Origin of the sequence: Bordetella petrii, assembly GCF_017356245.1 — a bacterium.
GTDB lineage: Bacteria > Pseudomonadota > Gammaproteobacteria > Burkholderiales > Burkholderiaceae_B > Bordetella_A > Bordetella_A petrii_D.
Genome location: NZ_JAFMZZ010000001.1, coordinates 3,543,223 through 3,559,418, shown reverse-complemented (window position 1 = coordinate 3,559,418; position 16,196 = coordinate 3,543,223). Strand labels below are relative to the sequence as shown.

The window sequence follows — 16,196 nt, the reverse complement described above, 5'->3', positions numbered from 1 at the left end:
CGTTAGGCCTGGCCGGCCAGGTCGCGCAGCTGCGCGAGCAGGGCGTCGGGAATCTCGACCCCCTGTTCGCCGGCGCGCCGCTGCAGGCCGGCGCGCCGCGCGCCGGGCAGGCGCACGTCGCTGTCGACCAGCATGGCGGCAATCAGTGTTTCCACGCGTTCCAGATAGACCTCGCGGCCGGCCAGCGCGCCCGGATCGATGGCCAGGAAGGCCTGGCCGATGCGTGCCTGGTTGCCTGCTTCGGTAAAGAACGAGTCCGCCTCGAAGCCGAAGTGCGCGCCGGTCAGCGCGCAGGCCAGCAGCTCCACGATCAGGGCCAGCATGGCGCCCTTGACGCCGCCCATGGGCAGCATGCTGCCGGCCAGGCCCGCCTTGGGGTCGGTGGTGGGGTTGCCCTGGGCATCCAGCGCCCAGCCCGGCGGGATCTCGCGCCCTTCGCACGCCGCCACCATCAGCTTGCCGCGCGCCACTTCCGACAGCGACAGGTCGATGACCAGCGGGTCGCCATCGCGGCGCGGGAAGGCCGCCGCGATGGGGTTGGTGCCGAACAGCGCGCGCTTGCCGCCCCAGGCTGGCATGGCCGCCGGCGAATTGCCCAGGGCCAGCCCGACCAGGCCCTGCCGCGCCAGGCTGTCCAGATGATAGGCGGCCACGCCGAAGTGATGGCTGTTGGTCACGCCCGCAAACGCCACGCCGTGCGCCTGCGCGCGCGCTGCAGCCTGCTGTATGGCCAGCGCGCAGGCGGGGAAGGCCAGGCCGGCGCCCGCGTCGACCAGCACCGCGCCGCCGCGCTCGTGCGCGATGCGCGGCTCGGCGTTGCCCAGGGCGCGGCCATTGCGCACGTGCGTGGCGTAAGACGGCACGCGCGACACGCCGTGCGAGGCCAGGCCCTGCGCGTCCGCATACACGAGCGCGCGCGCCGTGCTGTCGGCCATGTCGGGGTTGGCGCCGGCGCCGCGCAGCGCGGCGGCGGCCAGTTCGTGCAAGGATTTCAGGTCTATGGTGGCCATGGAGAGAGCTCGGTTGCGGGTGATTCCAGGTGTCTGACTCCGCAGGTGTCAGACACCGAACTAGGTGAAGACCATCTCAGCCATACGGCGTCAGGCACCCTGCGGGAGCCTGGCACCTGGGCAATGCCTTCAGCGCGCCTGTAGCGCCTGCGCCACGCGCTGCGCCACCATGCTGGAAACGCGCGTATTGGCTTCCTGCGTCAGGCCGGCGATGTGCGGCGTCAGCACCAGGTTGGGCGCGTCGGCCAGCGGACTGCCGGCCGGCAGCGGTTCGTCCTGGAATACGTCGATGGCCGCGCCGCGCAGTTGCCCGCTGCGCAGCGCCCCGGCCAGGGCGGCCTCGTCGACAATGCCGCCGCGCGCGGTATTGACCAGCACCGCGCCGCGCTTCATGGCGGCCAGCCGCCCGGCGTCCATCAGGTTGCGCGTGGCGTCGGTCAAGGGAATATGCAGGGTCAGCACGTCGGCGCGCGCCAGCAGGGCATCTAGCGGCAGCGGCTGCACGCCGGCTTCGCGCCAGGCGGGGTCGTCGTCGCGCAGCAGCGGGTCGTGGGCCGCAACCTGCATGCCCAGGCCTTGCGCCAGGCGGGCCGTCAGCCGGCCGATGCCGCCGAAGCCCACGATGCCCAGTGTGCGCGCCTCGGCCTCCAGGCCGTTCGACAGATCGGTGCGCGGCCAGGCGCCGGCGGCGACCTGCGCGCTGCTGTGATAGGCGCCGCGCAGCAGCATCAGCGCCGTGGCAATAACGTATTCGGCCACTGCGCGGGCATTGGCGCCGGTGGCCGGCAGCACGGCAATGTCCCTGGCCTGGCAGGCGGGCACGTCGATGTTGTCCAGGCCCACGCCCAGGCGGCCCACCGCCTTGAGCCGCGGGCCGGCGGCCAGCAGCGCGGCGTCGACGCGGGTGCGGTTGCGCACGATCAGCGCGTCGGCATCGGGCAGGGCGGCCAGCAGCGCATCGCGCCGGTCGACCAGGTCGGGTTCGTAGCGGACGTCGAAATCGGCGCGCAGCGCGGCAACGGCGGCTTCATCCATGAATTCGGAAATGACGATGTGCATCGGGTGTCTTCAGGTGATGGTGGGCCGGGCCGGCCTGCGCCGGCCCGGGGGGAACGGCCGGCTAGCCGACCTGGATCTTCGCTTCGTGGATGATTTTGCCCCAGCGGTCGACCTCGCTGTCCAGATATTGCTTGAACGCGACCGGGCCGCGCGGCCGCGGAATGAAGCCCAGCCGCCGCAGCGACTGCTGCATGGCGGGCTGCGACACTTCTTTTTCGATGGCGCCGCCGATGCGCAGCACCAGTTCATCGGGCATGCCGGCAGGCCCCAGCACGCCGGTGAAGTTCTCGACGATCAGGTCGGGCAGGCCGGCCTCGGCCACGGTGGGCACGTCGGGCAGGTCGGGGCTGCGTTCCTTGGTGCTGATCGCCAGCGCGCGCAGCGCGCCGCTTTTCACATGCGGCAGCGATTCCGGGTAGTTGGAGAAGATCACGTCCAGCTGCCCGCCGATCAGGTCGGTAAGCGAGGGCGCGCCGCCTTTGTACGGCACGTGCAGCAGCGAGGTGCCGGTCAGCTTCTGGTACAGCGCCAAAGTAAGGTGGGGCGGCGTGCCGTTGCCGCTGGAGCCGGCCGACAGCGACTTGGCCTTGGCCGCCGCGGTCAGTTCGGCCAGGCTGCGGATGGGGCTCTTGGCATTGACCACCACCATCATGGCCGACGAGGCCAGGCCGGCCAGCGGCACCAGGTCTTTCTTCAGGTCGTAGCCGGCCTTGCCGGCGAACAGCGTGGCGTTGGCGGCGTGCGTCATGGTGATGGCCAGCCAGCTGTAGCCGTCGGCATTGGCGCGGGCCACCAGCGAAGCCCCGATGTTGGCGCTGCCGCCAGGCTTGTTCTCGACCACCACGTTCCAGCCTTCGCCCGTTGCCAGCGCCTGGCCGACCTGGCGGGCCGCCACGTCGGTCAGGCCGCCCGGCGGGAACGGCACGATGTAGCTGATGGGCCGCTGCGGCCATTCCTGCGGGGCGGCCAGGCCGCGCGACCAGGGGCCCAGGGCCAGGGCGCCGGCACCGAGCAGGCCCAGCGTCTTGCGCCGCTGGGCATCGGGACAGGCGTGACGGTCGTTGCGCATTGCATGTTCTCCTTTGGTCTCGGGTGGCCGCCCCGGGGGCGGCCGGTCAGGTGTTTGCGGTCAGTGCTGCATTCCCCATTTGCGTATGGTGTGGATTTCCACCGTACGGAAAATCACGTTCTCGACCAGCAGGCCGATCAGAATGACGGTGAACAGGCCGGCGAAGACGTTGGGAATCTCCAGCAGGTTCTTGTTTTCGTAGATGAACCACCCCAGGCCGCCCGAACCCGAGCTCACGCCGAACACCAGCTCGGCGGCGATCAGCGTGCGCCAGGCGAAGGCCCAGCCGATCTTCAGGCCGGTCAGGATGCTGGGGAATGCCGCCGGGATCAGGATGCGGCGCACGTAGCCGAAGCCCGACAGGCCGTAGTTGCGCCCCACCATCCGCAGCGTCATCGATACCGACAGGAAGCCGGAATGCGTGTTCAGCGCCACCGCCCACAGCACCGAGTGGATCAGCACGAACACCACGCTGCCCTCGCCCAGGCCGAACCAGATCAGCGCCAGCGGCAGCAGCGCGATGGCCGGCAAGGGGTTGAACATCGAGGTCAGGGTCTCGAGCAGGTCAGTGCCCAGCCGGGTGGTAATAGCCAGTACGGTCAGCAGCGCGGCCAGCGTGATGCCGGCCGCATAGCCCACCAGCAGCACGCGGATCGATGTCCAGGCCTTGAGCAGCAGCGCGCCGTGCACCAGGCCGTCGTACAGCGCGCCCACCGTGGCCCCGAAGGTCGGGAACAGCAGCGGGTTGTTGATGCTGCGGGCGTAGATCTCCCAGATCAGCGCCAGCACGGCCAGCAGGAACAGCTTGCGCAGCGCGCCGATGTTGTAAAGCCGTTCCCAGGCCGACAGGGGTTTCTGCACTACGCCGAAGGATTCATCGGCCACCGGCTCCAGGTAGCGCTCGGCGCGGCCGGCGGCGGGGTTGGCGTCCAGGTCAGCCATGATGCTGTCCCTCCTCTTCGATGCGGTCCGAGAACAGCATCGCGTTGATCTTTTCTTCCAGTTCCTGGTGCCGGGCGGCATCGTGTTCGCCGCGCGGCACGCTGTTGATCTCGGCCTTGACCTGGCCGGGATGCGGCGACAGCAGCAGGATGCGGTTGCCGATCTTGATGGCTTCGGGAATGGAATGGGTGACGAACAGCACGGTGAAATGCGTGTCGTCCCACAGCTGCAGCAGTTCGTCCTGCATTTTGCGGCGGGTCAGCGCGTCCAGCGCGGCAAAGGGCTCGTCCATCAGCAGGATGTCGGGCTCCATCGCCATGCCGCGCGCGATGGCCACGCGCTGCTTCATGCCGCCGGACAGCATGTGCGGATAGTTGTCGGCGAACTTGGCCAGGTTCACCTTTTCGATGTAGTGCATGGCGCGCTCGTCGGCTTCGCGCGCGCCCAGGCGGCCGCTGGCCACCAGCGCGAAGGCCACGTTCTGGCGTACGGTTTTCCAGGGCAGCAGCTGGTCGAATTCCTGGAACACCATCATGCGGTCGGGGCCGGGCCGCGTGACCACTTCCGATTTCAGGCGGATCTCGCCTTCCACGGGCGGCAGGTAGCCGCCCACGGCCTTGAGCAGGGTCGATTTGCCGCAGCCCGACGGGCCCAGCAAGATGAAGCGGTCGCCCTGCAGCACCTGGAAGTCCACCCGGTAGGTGGCGGTGATCAGGTATTCAGGGGTCTTGTACTGCAGGGTCACGCCGCGTACGTCGAGCAGCGGCGCGGCGGTTCTTGCATCGGTCATGCCTACCCTCCTGTATGGGGCCCCGGCCGGGGGCCGGGGCGGGGTTCGACGCGGCGTTCAGCTGCCCTGCAATTGCTGGGCATTGGGAAAGAAAAGGTCCTTCCAGGAGTCGGGCATGACCTTGATCGACCCCACTTTATGCATGAAATTCACGTACTTCATGATGTTGTTCGGGGTCAGCGTGTACGAGATGTCGGGGTTGTTCAGGATCTCGATCACGTCTTCCAGCTTGGTGCGCTTGTCGTTGGCCAGGCGCAGGTAGGCCTTGGCGGCCCAGGTCTTGTCCTTGTTGATCTTGTCGGTGGCCTCTTGCAGCGCCGCCACGAATGCCGCGTAGACCTTGGGATTTTCCTTGTGGAACTTCTCGGTGGTCCATACCAGGTTGAAGGTGGCCGGGCCGCCCAGCACCTCATAGGAACTGAGAATGCGGTGGATGCCGGGCTGCTTGAGCTCGAAATCCTGGAACGGCGGCGAGGTGAAATGCGCGGTGATCTCGCTGGACCCGGACAGCAGCGCGGTCATGCCGTCGGGGTGCGACAGCGATACCGTCAGCTTGTCCAGGCGGTTCTGCTGGCCTTTGCCGAAAACCTGCTCGGCGGCCATCTGCAGCGTCACCGCCTGGATCGACACGCGCACGGCGGGCAGGGCGATGCGGTCTTTGTCGGTCAGGTCCTTGATGCTCTTGACCTTGGGATCGCGCGAGTTCAGGTACAGCGGCATGGCATTGATGGCCGAGACCGCCTTCACGTTCAGGTTGCCGCGCGTGCGCGCCCACATGGTCACCAGCGGGCCGACGCCGCCCGAGGCGAAATGCAGGCTGCCCGACAGCACCGCTTCGTTCATGACATTGCCGCCGGCGAAGCGCGACCATTTCACCGCCAGGTCGTCGATGCCGGCTTTCTTGGCATGCTTTTCGATCAGCTTTTCATCCTGCATGACCATCAGGGACAAATAGCTGATGCCCGGCTGCACGGCGACGGTCAGTTCCGAGACTTCGGCGCGGGCCGTCGTGCCCAGCAACATGCCGGCCGACAGACAGGCGGCCGATGCAATACGCGTAAATCGCTTCATGTCTTCCTCCTTGGGGATTGCGCCTGGTCAGGCGTATGGCGGCGCGCGGCGCCCGGCATTCTGCGAGCCGGTGCGGCGCGCGCCGCGTATCGCTTCAGGGCCCGGCGGCCAGCCGGGCTGGATTGATGCTGCCTGCGTACATCTTCGGAAACCTCGCCGCGCCTTCCTCAGGCGCTTTCGTACAGGCGCGTCAACACGAACTCGCGGTGGCCCAGCGCCTCGGCGGAAGTCCAGCGGCCGTTGGCGGTGGCCAGCATGCACTCCAGCAGCTTGTCGCCGGCCTGGTCCAGGTCGATTTCGCGTTGCAGCAGGCCCGAGGTGTCGACGTCCACGTGTTCGCTCATGGTGCGCACCGTGCGCGGGTTGGCGCAGATCTTGATGACGGGCAGGATGGGGTTGCCGATGACGTTGCCCTGGCCCGTCGGGAAAAAGTGCACCGCGTAGCCCGATGCCGCGCACAGCGTCACCATCTCGGCGGCGGCCGACGACGAGTCCATGAACCACAGCCCCTTGCCGGTGGGCACCTCGGCCTTGTCCAGAACCCCGTCGATGCGGCATTTCTTGCCGATTTTCTGGATGTTGCCCAGGGCCTTCTCCTCGATGGTGGTCAGGCCGCCGGCGATGTTGCCCTTGGTGGGCTGCGATTCGGACAGGTCGCTGGTCTTCCAGCGGTCGATCACTTCCTGGTAGCGGTTGAACATGAACATGAAGCGCTCGCGCACCGCGTCGTTGGCGCAGCGCTCGGCCACGATGTGCTCGCCGCCGGTCAGCTCGGTGGTCTCGCCGAACACCAGCGTGCTGCCCAGCGCATACAGTTTGTCGAAGGCGTTGCCCACGGTGGGGTTGGCGCCACAGCCCGAGGTGGTGTCCGACTCGCCGCACTTGGTCGAGACCCACAGGTCTGAAATGGGGCATTCGGCGCGCTGCAGGCCGGTGGCGTAGTGCACGAATTCCTTGGCCTGGCGCGAGGCGCGCATGATGGTGTCATGGTCGCCGTGCAGTTCGATGCTGAAGCCGGCCACGGGCTTGCCGGTGGCCGCAATGCCGTCGACCACGCGCTTGGTCCAGCCTTCTTCGATGCCGATGACGATCACGGCGGCCACGTTGGGGTTGCTGCCGGTGCCGATCAGGGTGCGGAAGTGCAGTTCCAGGTCTTCGCCGAACTGCAGGCGGCCGTAGGGGTGGGGCAGGGCCAGGGTGCCCTTGATGTTGTTGGCGACGGCTTCGGCGGCGGCATTCGAGATATCGTCCACCGGCAGGACGATGACGTGGTTGCGCACGCCGACACGTCCGTTGTCACGGCGGTATCCCCGGAAAGTGGTCGAAGCATTGACGATGGCCATGGCGTTTCCTATGTGTGTAATCGGTGATGAAAAGCGCGGCCGCTTACCAGCGCTTGGTCTTGATGTTGTGGACGTGGGCGTGCTGCCCCGCCTTGATGGGCTCGACCACCTTGCCGATGTCGGTGCCGTACTTGAACACGGTGTCGCCGACCGCCATGTCTTTCAGGGCCACCTTGTGGCCGATGGGAATGTCCTGCAGCGCCTTCAGGTGGATGATCTTGTCTTCATCCATGATCCAGGCATTCAGTTCGGTGCCCGCCTTCAGGCCTTCCACGACGGCGACCGCCACCGTGTCTTTCGCATCGTGCAATACGGCGTGAATCATTGTTGTCCTCTCTGGTGTGATGGCCGCCCAGGTTGCTCGGTCCCGGGCCGGTTGCCTGCATCTTAGGCGGGCCTTTTATTGAAGTCAACTAAATCATATATATGAGTTGTATGATTTAGCCTGCGACGCCGCGCGCCGCTACAATTCGGCCTCCTCAATCCGGTTCCGCCATGAAAAACACCACGACGACGACTGTTCCCCTTGGCAGCCCCCTGTACGCCCAGGTCAAGCAGGCGGTGCTTGCGGCGCTGGCGCGCGGGGAATGGAAGCAGGGCGACGCCGTGCCCCCCGAGAAAACCCTGGCCGAGCGCTTCGGCGTATCCATCGGCACCCTGCGCAAGGCCATCGACGAACTCGCCGCCGAGAACATCCTGGTGCGCCACCAGGGGCGCGGCACGTATGTGGCGGTGCACACCCGCAACCACCACTTCTTCAAGTTCTTCCGCATCCTGCGGCAGGACGGCCACAAGTCGTATCCCAGCACCCAGCTGCTGCGCTTTCGCCGCGCGCGCGCCAACGCCGCCACGCGCGAACACCTGGGCCTGGCCGCCGGCGCCTATGTGTACGAGTTCACCAACGTGCTCTCGCTGAACGGCGACGTGGTGATGGTGGACGACATCTGCCTGCCCGAATCGCGCTTTCCCGGCATGGCCGAGCAGCACCTGCGCGAGCGGCCCAGCACCCTGTATTCCCTGTACCAGGACGTGTTCGGCGTAAACGTCATTGCCACCGACGAACGCCTGCGCGTCTGCCTGGCCGACGCCGCCCACGCCGGCTGGCTGGGCGTGGCCGAACACACCCCCCTGCTCGAAATCCGCCGGGTGGCCTACTCATACAACCGGCAACCCGTGGAATGGCGGATCTCCCGCGTAAACACCGCCGCCTACGAATACCTGGGACAAGAACCCGGCGCCGCCTTGGCCGTGTAAGCGCCGCAGCACCACTGCCACGCCGCCGCCGTCACGGTACCCACCCCTGCAGGCAATGCTAAACTCCTGAAACTTACACCGGCGCCGATTTGCCTGATCCGCTTGCGGGCGCCTCTATAAATCCAGCTAAAGAGGTCCGTATGACCGCTCCCGCCCTTGCTCCGGCCGGGGGGCTTGCCCCCGGCGCCATCGCTTCTGCCGAACCTGGTTCGGTTGGCATCGTCACCCCTCAGCTCATCCGCTTCGACGAGCCGCTGCCCCTGGCCAGTGGCCAATCGCTGCACTCGTACGAGCTGGCGGTCGAAACCTATGGCACGCTTAATGCGCAGCGCAACAACGCCGTGCTGGTCTGCCATGCCCTGAATGCCTCGCACCACGTCGCCGGCCTGGCCGCCGACGACCCCAACGACGTGGGCTGGTGGGACAACATGGTGGGCCCCGGCAAGCCGCTGGACACCAATCGCTATTTCGTGATCGGCGTCAATAATCTGGGCTCGTGCTTCGGCTCCACCGGCCCGGCCAGCATCAACCCGGCCACAGGGCATCCCTGGGGCGCCGCCTTTCCGGTGCTGACGGTCGAAGACTGGGTGCATGCCCAGGCGCGCCTGGCCGACCATTTCGGCATCGAGCGCTTCGCGGCCGTGATGGGCGGGTCGCTGGGCGGCATGCAGGCCCTCAGCTGGGCCATCACCTGCCCCGAACGGGTCGCCCACTGCATCGTCATTGCCAGCACGCCGCGCCTGTCGGCCCAGAACATCGGCTTCAACGAAGTGGCGCGGCGCGCCATCATCACCGATCCCGACTTTCACGGCGGCGATTACTACGCGCACAACACGGTGCCGCGCCGCGGCCTGTCGGTGGCACGCATGATCGGCCACATCACGTACCTGTCCGACGACGACATGGCCGAGAAATTCGGCCGCACCCAGCGCGAGCCCGCCGAAGGCGGCGCCTACCGCTACGGCTACGACGTCGAATTCGAAGTCGAGTCGTACCTGCGCTACCAGGGCGAGAAATTCTCGCGCTATTTCGACGCCAATACCTACCTGCTGATCACCCGCGCCCTGGACTACTTCGATCCGGCGCGCGGCACCGGCGGCGACCTGGCGCGCGCCCTGAAGCCGGCCCAGGCCGATTTCCTGCTGGTGTCGTTTTCCACCGACTGGCGCTTCCCGCCCGAGCGCTCGCGCGAGATGGTGCGCGCGCTGCTGAAAAACGGCAGCCCGGTCACCTACGCCGAAATCGACGCCCCGCACGGCCACGATGCCTTCCTGCTCGACGACGCGCGCTACCACGCGGTGCTGCGCGGCTACTACGAGCGCATCGCGCGCGAACTGGGCCTGGACGAACCCGCCGCCCGGCCGGCCGCATCGGCCGCCGAGCCGGCCCGCGTTGAAGGATGTGCCGCATGAGCCCCGTATCCGCCCGCGCCGGCCGCACGGCCGGCATGCGTCCCGACCTGGTCCGCATCGCCAGCTGGATCGAGCCCGGCAGCCGCGCGCTCGACCTGGGCTGCGGCGACGGCGCGCTGCTGGCCTACCTGCGCGACCAGCGCCAGGTGCGCGGCGCGGGCGTCGAGATCGACGACAGCCACGTCATTGCCTGCGTCGGGCGCGGCGTGGAAGTCATCCAGCAGAACCTGGAAGACGGCCTGGCCCTGTTCGACGACAAGCAGTTCGACACGGTCGTGCTGTCGCAGACGCTGCAGTCGATGCACCGCACCGAGCACATCCTGCGCGAGATGGCCCGGGTGGCGCGCTACGGCATCGTGTCGTTTCCCAATTTCGGCTACTGGCCGCACGGCTGGTCGATTCTGCGCGGCCGCATGCCCGTGACCGGACAGATGCCGTACCAGTGGTACAACACGCCCAACATCCACCTGTGCACCCTGCGTGATTTCGAACGCCTGGCCGGCGAGCTGGGCCTGCGCATCCTCGAACGCGCCACTTTCCACGAAGGCCGCGAAATCACCGTGCTGCCGGGCTGGCGCAGCACCCTGGCGGTGTATCGCTACGCGGCCGACTGACATCGAGACGGCGCGCCGCGGGCCGGCGGCCATTGGTTAATATGCCGTGTCCGGCGCCCGCCGCGCCGCCGTTGCCAGGAGCCCGCTATTTCTGTCGTATCCCATGTCTATTTCAGCCGCCGGGTCGCGCCTCTGCTGGTGCTGGGCTTTGCCAGCGGACTGCCGCTGGCGCTGACCGGCGGCACGCTGCAGGCGTGGGCGACAGTCGACGGCGTATCTCTGGAAGAAATCGGGTTCCTGACTCTGGTGGGCTCGGCCTACACGCTGAAGTTCCTGTGGGCGCCGCTGGTCGACCGCTATGTGCCGCCGGTGCTCGGGCGCCGGCGCGGCTGGATGCTGGTGACCCAACTGCTGCTGGCGGCCGCCATCATGGCCATGGGTGCGCTGTCGCCGGCCTCGGCCCTGCTGCCGCTGGCGCTGCTGGCCGTGGCGGTGGCGTTTTTCTCGGCCACGCAGGACATCGCCTTTGATGCGTACTGCACCGATGTGCTGCGCCGCGAAGAGCGGGGCGCCGGCGCCGCCATCAAGGTGCTGGGCTATCGCCTGGCCATGATCGTGTCGGGCGGGCTGGCGCTGATCCTGGCCGACCAATGGCTGGGCTGGGGGGCCACCTATGTCCTGATGGGCGGGCTGATGCTGGCCTGCGCGCTGGCCACCCTGTGGGCGCCCGAGCCCGAACAGCCCGCCAGCGCGCCGCGCAGCCTGGGCCTGGCGGTGGTCGAGCCGTTCCGCGAATTCTTCAGCCGGCGCGGCGCCTACACCGTGCTGGCCTTGATCGTGCTGTACAAGCTGGGCGATGCCTTTGCCGGCGCGCTGTCCACCACTTTCCTGATCCGGGGCGCCGGCTTCGATCCCACCGAAGTGGGCACAGTGAACAAGGTGCTGGGCCTGGCCGCCACCATCGTCGGCGCGCTGGCCGGCGGCACGCTGATGGCGCGCTGGGGGCTGTACCGTTCGCTGATGGCCTTCGGCCTGCTGCAGGCGCTGTCCAACCTGGGCTACTGGGTGATCGCGGTCAGCCCCAAGAGCATCTGGCTGATGGCCGCCGCGGTGGGCGTCGAGAACCTGTGCGGCGGCCTGGGCACCGCGTCTTTCGTGGCCCTGCTGATGGCGCTGTGCCAGCACCGCTACTCGGCTACGCAGTTCGCCCTGCTGTCGGCCCTGTCGGCGGTGGGCCGCATCTACCTGGCCGGCCCCCTGACGCCGCCGCTGGTGCACTGGCTGGGCTGGCCGGGTTTCTTCCTGCTGACGGTGGCGATCGCGGTGCCGGGCGTGTTGCTGCTGTGGAACCAGCGCCGCACCATCGATGCGCTGGAGCCGCCGGCCTGACGCGCGCGCTATCGGCCGCGCCCCGTTTGCGAGTTTGCCATGCCTGTTGAAACATCCACATTGCTGCTGCACGCGCTGTACCTGGTGGCCATCGTGGCCGAGGCCATGACGGCGGCGCTGGCCGCCGGCCGGCGCGACATGGACTGGATGGGCGTATGCATCATCGCCTGCGTCACCGCACTGGGCGGCGGATCGCTGCGCGACGTGCTGCTGGGCCATTACCCGCTGACCTGGGTGTCGCACCCCGAATACCTGGCCATGACGGCCGGCGCGGCGCTATTGACCGCGCTGGGGGCGCCGCTGATGCGGCGCCTGCGCAGCCTGTTCCTGCTGCTGGACGCGGTGGGGCTGGTGGCTTTCACCATCATCGGCTGCAAGGTGGCCCAGCAGATGCAGCTGCCGGTCAGCATCGTGCTGATCAGCGGCATGATCACAGGCTGCGCCGGCGGCGTGCTGCGCGACGTGCTGTGCAACGATGTGCCCCTGCTGTTCCGCAAAGAACTCTACGCCAGCGTGTCGCTGGTGACCGGCGGCCTGTACGTGGGTTCGCTGGCGGCCGGCCTGTCGGCCAATGCGGCGGTGCCGGCGGCGCTGGTGGTGGGCCTGGCTTTCCGGCTGCTGGCGCTGCGCCTGAACTGGCAGATGCCCCGCTTCGTGTACCGCGACGACTGGCACTGAGCGAGAGGTAACGCAGGTGTCTGACTCCCGCAGGGTGTCAGACACCGATGTGTGCCTGGACTGTCTCAATAGAACCAGGCGCCCGGACTACCCCAGTCGCCGGGTCAATACAGCCCTTGCTGGCGCATCGCGTCGGCCACCTTGACGAAGCCGGCGATGTTGGCGCCGTCCAGGTAATTGACCGCGGTGCCGCGGCCCTGGCCGTGGCGCACGCAGTTTTCGTGGATGTCGCGCATGATGGCGTGCAGGCGCTGGTCGACTTCATCGCGCGTCCAGGCCAGGCGGATGGCGTTCTGGCTCATTTCCAGGCCCGATACGGCCACGCCGCCGGCATTGCTGGCCTTGCCCGGCGCGTACAGCACGCCGGCCTCGATGAAGGTCTTGGCGGCCTCCAGGGTGGACGGCATGTTGGCGCCCTCGGCCACGCACTTCACGCCGTTGGCGATCAGGGTGCGGGCGTCGTCGATTTCAAGCTCGTTCTGGGTGGCGCAGGGCAGGGCCACGTCCACCGGCACGTGCCAGGGGCGCTTGCCCGCGGCGTAGGTCAGCTTGAACTGGCCGGCGTATTCGGCCAGGCGGCCGCGCAGGTCGTTCTTCAGGTGCATCAGGGCGGCCAGCTTTTCATGGGTGAAACCGGCTTCGTCGATCACCGTGCCGTCGGAATCGGACACCGTGACCACGCGCGCGCCCAGCGTCATGGCCTTTTCGATGGCGTACTGGGCCACGTTGCCCGAGCCCGACACCGAGACGCGCAGGCCGTCGAACGACAGGCCTTCGCGCTTGAGCATTTCTTCGGCAAAGTACACCGTGCCGTAGCCCGTGGCTTCGGGGCGGATCAGGCTGCCGCCGAAGGTCAGGCCCTTGCCGGTGAACACGCTGGCGGCCGAGTTCGACAGCTTTTTCATCATGCCGGCCATGAAGCCGACCTCGCGAGCGCCCACGCCCATGTCGCCGGCCGGCACGTCGGTGTCGGGGCCCAGGTGGCGGTGCAGTTCAAGCATCAGCGCCTGGCAGAAGCGCATGACTTCGGCGTCGGACTTGCCCTTGGGATCGAAGTCGGAACCCCCCTTGCCGCCGCCCATGGGCAGCGTGGTCAGGGCATTTTTCAGGGTCTGCTCGAAGGCCAGGAACTTCAGCACCGACAGGTTTACCGACGGGTGGAAGCGCATGCCGCCCTTGAACGGGCCGATGGCCGAGCTGTGCTGCACGCGGAAGGCGCGGTTCACGCGCGACTGGCCCTGGTCGTCGGTCCAGCACACGCGGAACTGGATCACGCGCTCGGGTTCGACCAGCCGCTCGAGCAGGGCGTACTCGGCGTAATGGGGGTGCTGTTGCAAGAAGGGCCACAAGCTGGACATGACTTCATGTACGGCTTGCATGAATTCGGGTTGCTGCGGGTCGCGCGCAGCGACCTGGCGCAGAAAGTCGTCAAGACTCTGCAGTTTCACACGGGTCTCCTGGGGAACGCCGCAAACCGGTGCAGAACTGCCCGGATATGGTGCGAGTAGGGGCCAATCCAGTGCGTGATTGCACTGGCTCGGTGCAGAATTGTACGAGCAAACGCGACCACCGCGCAAAACGCCGCTGCCCGGAAACCCGCATGAACACTGGCGTTGCGGCCGATAATTATTGGGGACGAATTATTCGCGCGTCATCTTGCGCGCGGGCGGGATACATGGATTCCAATGCACCGGGCCGCGGTTTCCCTGGGGAAAATTTTATGTCCCCATTTTTTGATGCGCGGCTGCCCGGGGGCGGCGCCGCCATCACCCCGGCATCCGGGGGGTAGGCGGGGCCTTTGCGGGGCCGGGCGGGCATCGCCCGGGCCACTGATTTGGCCCCGTTTTTTTAAGGCCGTTCGCCGGCCCGCCCCGGCGGCGCTACAGCGCGACGTCGTAGTCGACGGTCAGCGGCGCGTGGTCGCTGAAGCGCTCGTCTTTGTAGATGGAGGTGTTGCGCGCGCGGGCGGCGAGGCCCGGCGTGGCGATCTGGTAGTCGATGCGCCACCCCACGTTCTTGGCCCAGGCCTGGCCGCGGTTGCTCCACCAGGTGTACTGGTCGGGCCGCTCGTCCAGCGTGCGGAACACGTCGACAAAACCGCGCCTGTCGAAGACCTCGGTCAGCCAGGCCCGCTCTTCGGGCAGGAACCCCGAATTTTTCTGGTTGCCCTTCCAGTTCTTCAGGTCGATTTCTTTGTGCGCGATGTTCCAGTCGCCGCAGATCACGAATTCGCGGCCGGTTTTCTTGTGTTCGCGCATCAGCTCGTCCAGCCAGGGGCCAAATACGTCCAGGAAGCGGTACTTGGCCTGCTGGCGTTCATCGCCGCTGGAGCCCGACGGCAGATAGGCGCTGATGACCGACAGGTTCTTCCAGTCGGCGCGGATGATGCGGCCCTCGGCGTCGAATTCTTCACAGTTCAGCCCCGACTGCACGCGCTCGGCGGCGCTGCGCAGGTACATGCCCACGCCGCTGTAGCCTTTCTTGATGGCATGGCAGAAGTGGCCGGTGTAGCCGGGCGGGTGACGCAGGTCGTCGGTCAGGTCCGCATCGGAAATCTTGATTTCCTGCAGGCACAGCACATCGGCGCTGTGCGTCTGCATCCATGGCTGCAGGCCCTTGCGAAAGGCCGAGCGGATGCCGTTGAGGTTGATCGAGGTAATGCGCAGCACGGCGAAACTCCTGGAAAGCGGCCGGCCTGCGCCGGTCCAAGCGCCGAATTTAACCGACTCGGGCGCCGGCCGCGCAAGCCGGTGTGCGCCGGGGACGGCGGTGAAGGCAGCTAAAATGCCGGTCTCTTCTCGTTTTCCGGAAACCCCGCCGCATGGCCGCCGCTACCGCCACTTCTACCGACTTCGTCCGTTTTGCCCTCGATGAGAGCGTGCTGCGCTTTGGCAGCTTCAAGGTCAAGTCGGGCCGCACCAGCCCGTATTTCTTCAACGCGGGCCTGTTCAACAGCGGCGCCTCGGTGGGCCGGCTGGCGCAGTTCTATGCGCAGGCGCTGGTCGATTCCGGCATTGCCTTCGACATGCTGTTCGGGCCCGCCTACAAGGGCATCCCCCTGGCCACGGCCACGGCCGTGGCGCTGGCCGGCCATCCGGCCATGCAGGGGCGCGACGTGCCGTTCGCGTTCAACCGCAAAGAAGCCAAAGACCACGGCGAAGGCGGCACGCTGGTGGGGGCTCCGCTGCAGGGCAGGGTGGTGATCATCGACGACGTGATCACCGCCGGCACCTCGGTGCGCGAGTCGGTCGAGATCATCCGCGCCGCCGGCGCCGAACCCGCCGCCGTGCTGATCGCCCTGGACCGCCAGGAACGCGCCGGCCCCGACGATGCCCTGTCGCCCCATTCCGCCGTGCAGGACGTGGCCAAGACCTACGGGATGCCGGTGGTCAGCATCGCATCGCTGGCCGACATCCTGGCCTTGCTGCAGGGCGATTCGCAGTTCGCGGGCAACCAGCAGGCGGTGCTGGCCTATCGGGCCAAATACGGGGTACTGTGATCCCCGGGGGCGTGGGGCTTTCTTCTGGACGTCGCGGGGTGGCGCGGGCCTGATGAGCATTGGCGTAGGCTTGCCTGCCTGGTGTTTGGCACCCATGGCATGATCTCCTGGCTGTTCCAGGTGTCA

At 67.4% G+C, this 16,196-nt stretch carries 16 protein-coding genes and 1 riboswitch; of the genes, 6 read left to right on the top strand and 10 right to left on the bottom strand.

What is annotated here, in order from left to right; genetic code table 11:
- Positions 1 to 2: 2 nt before the first annotated feature.
- From J2P76_RS17055 to J2P76_RS17020, 8 genes are all read right to left on the bottom strand, one after another.
- Complete coding sequence (locus J2P76_RS17055) at positions 3 to 1,010, bottom strand: Ldh family oxidoreductase (protein ID WP_207408863.1); 1,008 nt, start codon at positions 1,008 to 1,010, stop codon at positions 3 to 5.
- 129 nt (positions 1,011 to 1,139) lie between these two features.
- A complete protein-coding gene (locus tag J2P76_RS17050; RefSeq protein ID WP_207408862.1) occupies positions 1,140 to 2,069 on the bottom strand; it encodes a hydroxyacid dehydrogenase in 930 nt (309 codons plus the stop codon).
- A 61-nt stretch (positions 2,070 to 2,130) separates the two neighbouring features.
- Positions 2,131 to 3,138 carry a Bug family tripartite tricarboxylate transporter substrate binding protein gene (locus J2P76_RS17045; RefSeq protein ID WP_207408861.1) on the bottom strand — a complete coding sequence of 336 codons (1,008 nt, stop codon included), beginning with the start codon at positions 3,136 to 3,138 and terminating at the stop codon, positions 2,131 to 2,133.
- A gap of 60 nt (positions 3,139 to 3,198) precedes the next feature.
- Entirely contained in the window at positions 3,199 to 4,080 is an 882-nt protein-coding gene (locus J2P76_RS17040) for an ABC transporter permease (protein ID WP_207408860.1), read from the bottom strand.
- Complete coding sequence (locus tag J2P76_RS17035; RefSeq protein WP_207408859.1) at positions 4,073 to 4,870, bottom strand: ABC transporter ATP-binding protein; 798 nt, start codon at positions 4,868 to 4,870, stop codon at positions 4,073 to 4,075. Before J2P76_RS17035 ends, J2P76_RS17040 begins: the two co-directional genes overlap by 8 nt.
- 57 nt (positions 4,871 to 4,927) lie before the next feature.
- A complete protein-coding gene (locus tag J2P76_RS17030; protein ID WP_207408858.1) occupies positions 4,928 to 5,941 on the bottom strand; it encodes an ABC transporter substrate-binding protein in 1,014 nt (337 codons plus the stop codon).
- 167 nt (positions 5,942 to 6,108) lie between these two features.
- A complete protein-coding gene (locus J2P76_RS17025; RefSeq protein ID WP_207408857.1) occupies positions 6,109 to 7,284 on the bottom strand; it encodes a UxaA family hydrolase in 1,176 nt (391 codons plus the stop codon).
- 43 nt (positions 7,285 to 7,327) lie between these two features.
- On the bottom strand, positions 7,328 to 7,609 hold the full coding sequence (locus J2P76_RS17020; protein ID WP_012247438.1) for a UxaA family hydrolase: 282 nt from the start codon (positions 7,607 to 7,609) through the stop codon (positions 7,328 to 7,330).
- A 170-nt stretch (positions 7,610 to 7,779) separates the two neighbouring features.
- Between J2P76_RS17020 and J2P76_RS17015 the strand changes: the two genes are divergently transcribed.
- From J2P76_RS17015 to J2P76_RS16995, 5 genes are all read left to right on the top strand, one after another.
- Positions 7,780 to 8,538 carry a GntR family transcriptional regulator gene (locus J2P76_RS17015; protein WP_207408856.1) on the top strand — a complete coding sequence of 253 codons (759 nt, stop codon included), beginning with the start codon at positions 7,780 to 7,782 and terminating at the stop codon, positions 8,536 to 8,538.
- A gap of 71 nt (positions 8,539 to 8,609) precedes the next feature.
- A riboswitch (SAM riboswitch) is annotated at positions 8,610 to 8,689 on the top strand.
- Entirely contained in the window at positions 8,679 to 9,950 is a 1,272-nt protein-coding gene (metX, locus tag J2P76_RS17010; RefSeq protein WP_207408855.1) for a homoserine O-succinyltransferase MetX, read from the top strand. It overlaps the preceding riboswitch by 11 nt.
- Positions 9,947 to 10,564 carry a methionine biosynthesis protein MetW gene (gene metW / locus J2P76_RS17005; protein ID WP_207408854.1) on the top strand — a complete coding sequence of 206 codons (618 nt, stop codon included), beginning with the start codon at positions 9,947 to 9,949 and terminating at the stop codon, positions 10,562 to 10,564. The genes metX and metW overlap by 4 nt, the downstream gene beginning before the upstream one ends.
- 87 nt (positions 10,565 to 10,651) lie before the next feature.
- Positions 10,652 to 11,893, top strand: coding sequence for a muropeptide transporter (locus J2P76_RS17000; RefSeq protein WP_207409241.1), 1,242 nt, complete (start codon positions 10,652 to 10,654; stop codon positions 11,891 to 11,893).
- Positions 11,894 to 11,932: 39 nt separating this feature from the next.
- A complete protein-coding gene (locus J2P76_RS16995) occupies positions 11,933 to 12,571 on the top strand; it encodes a trimeric intracellular cation channel family protein (RefSeq protein ID WP_207408853.1) in 639 nt (212 codons plus the stop codon).
- Positions 12,572 to 12,675: 104 nt separating this feature from the next.
- Here J2P76_RS16995 and gdhA read toward each other — a convergent pair whose 3' ends face one another.
- The gene (gene gdhA, locus J2P76_RS16990; protein ID WP_207408852.1) at positions 12,676 to 14,019 is read right to left on the bottom strand and encodes an NADP-specific glutamate dehydrogenase; all 1,344 of its coding nucleotides are present in this window, start codon (positions 14,017 to 14,019) and stop codon (positions 12,676 to 12,678) included.
- A 432-nt stretch (positions 14,020 to 14,451) separates the two neighbouring features.
- The gene (locus J2P76_RS16985; protein ID WP_207408851.1) at positions 14,452 to 15,240 is read right to left on the bottom strand and encodes an exodeoxyribonuclease III; all 789 of its coding nucleotides are present in this window, start codon (positions 15,238 to 15,240) and stop codon (positions 14,452 to 14,454) included.
- Positions 15,241 to 15,392: 152 nt separating this feature from the next.
- On the opposite strand from J2P76_RS16985, the gene pyrE reads away from it, so the two are divergent.
- A complete protein-coding gene (gene pyrE / locus J2P76_RS16980) occupies positions 15,393 to 16,070 on the top strand; it encodes an orotate phosphoribosyltransferase (RefSeq protein ID WP_207408850.1) in 678 nt (225 codons plus the stop codon).
- Positions 16,071 to 16,196: the final 126 nt, after the last annotated feature.

Bases quoted from the DNA above. Each gene is read 5' to 3' on its own strand.
- J2P76_RS17035 (WP_207408859.1), bottom strand. From the start codon at position 4,870: ATGACCGATGCAAGAACCGCCGCGCCGCTGCTCGACGTACGCGGCGTG.
- J2P76_RS17040 (WP_207408860.1), bottom strand. From the start codon at position 4,080: ATGGCTGACCTGGACGCCAACCCCGCCGCCGGCCGCGCCGAGCGCTAC.
- J2P76_RS17015 (WP_207408856.1), top strand. From the start codon at position 7,780: ATGAAAAACACCACGACGACGACTGTTCCCCTTGGCAGCCCCCTGTAC.
- J2P76_RS17055 (WP_207408863.1), bottom strand. From the start codon at position 1,010: ATGGCCACCATAGACCTGAAATCCTTGCACGAACTGGCCGCCGCCGCG.
- J2P76_RS17020 (WP_012247438.1), bottom strand. From the start codon at position 7,609: ATGATTCACGCCGTATTGCACGATGCGAAAGACACGGTGGCGGTCGCC.
- metX (WP_207408855.1), top strand. From the start codon at position 8,679: ATGACCGCTCCCGCCCTTGCTCCGGCCGGGGGGCTTGCCCCCGGCGCC.
- pyrE (WP_207408850.1), top strand. From the start codon at position 15,393: ATGGCCGCCGCTACCGCCACTTCTACCGACTTCGTCCGTTTTGCCCTC.
- J2P76_RS17045 (WP_207408861.1), bottom strand. From the start codon at position 3,138: ATGCGCAACGACCGTCACGCCTGTCCCGATGCCCAGCGGCGCAAGACG.
- metW (WP_207408854.1), top strand. From the start codon at position 9,947: ATGAGCCCCGTATCCGCCCGCGCCGGCCGCACGGCCGGCATGCGTCCC.
- J2P76_RS16995 (WP_207408853.1), top strand. From the start codon at position 11,933: ATGCCTGTTGAAACATCCACATTGCTGCTGCACGCGCTGTACCTGGTG.
- J2P76_RS17050 (WP_207408862.1), bottom strand. From the start codon at position 2,069: ATGCACATCGTCATTTCCGAATTCATGGATGAAGCCGCCGTTGCCGCG.
- J2P76_RS17025 (WP_207408857.1), bottom strand. From the start codon at position 7,284: ATGGCCATCGTCAATGCTTCGACCACTTTCCGGGGATACCGCCGTGAC.
- J2P76_RS17030 (WP_207408858.1), bottom strand. From the start codon at position 5,941: ATGAAGCGATTTACGCGTATTGCATCGGCCGCCTGTCTGTCGGCCGGC.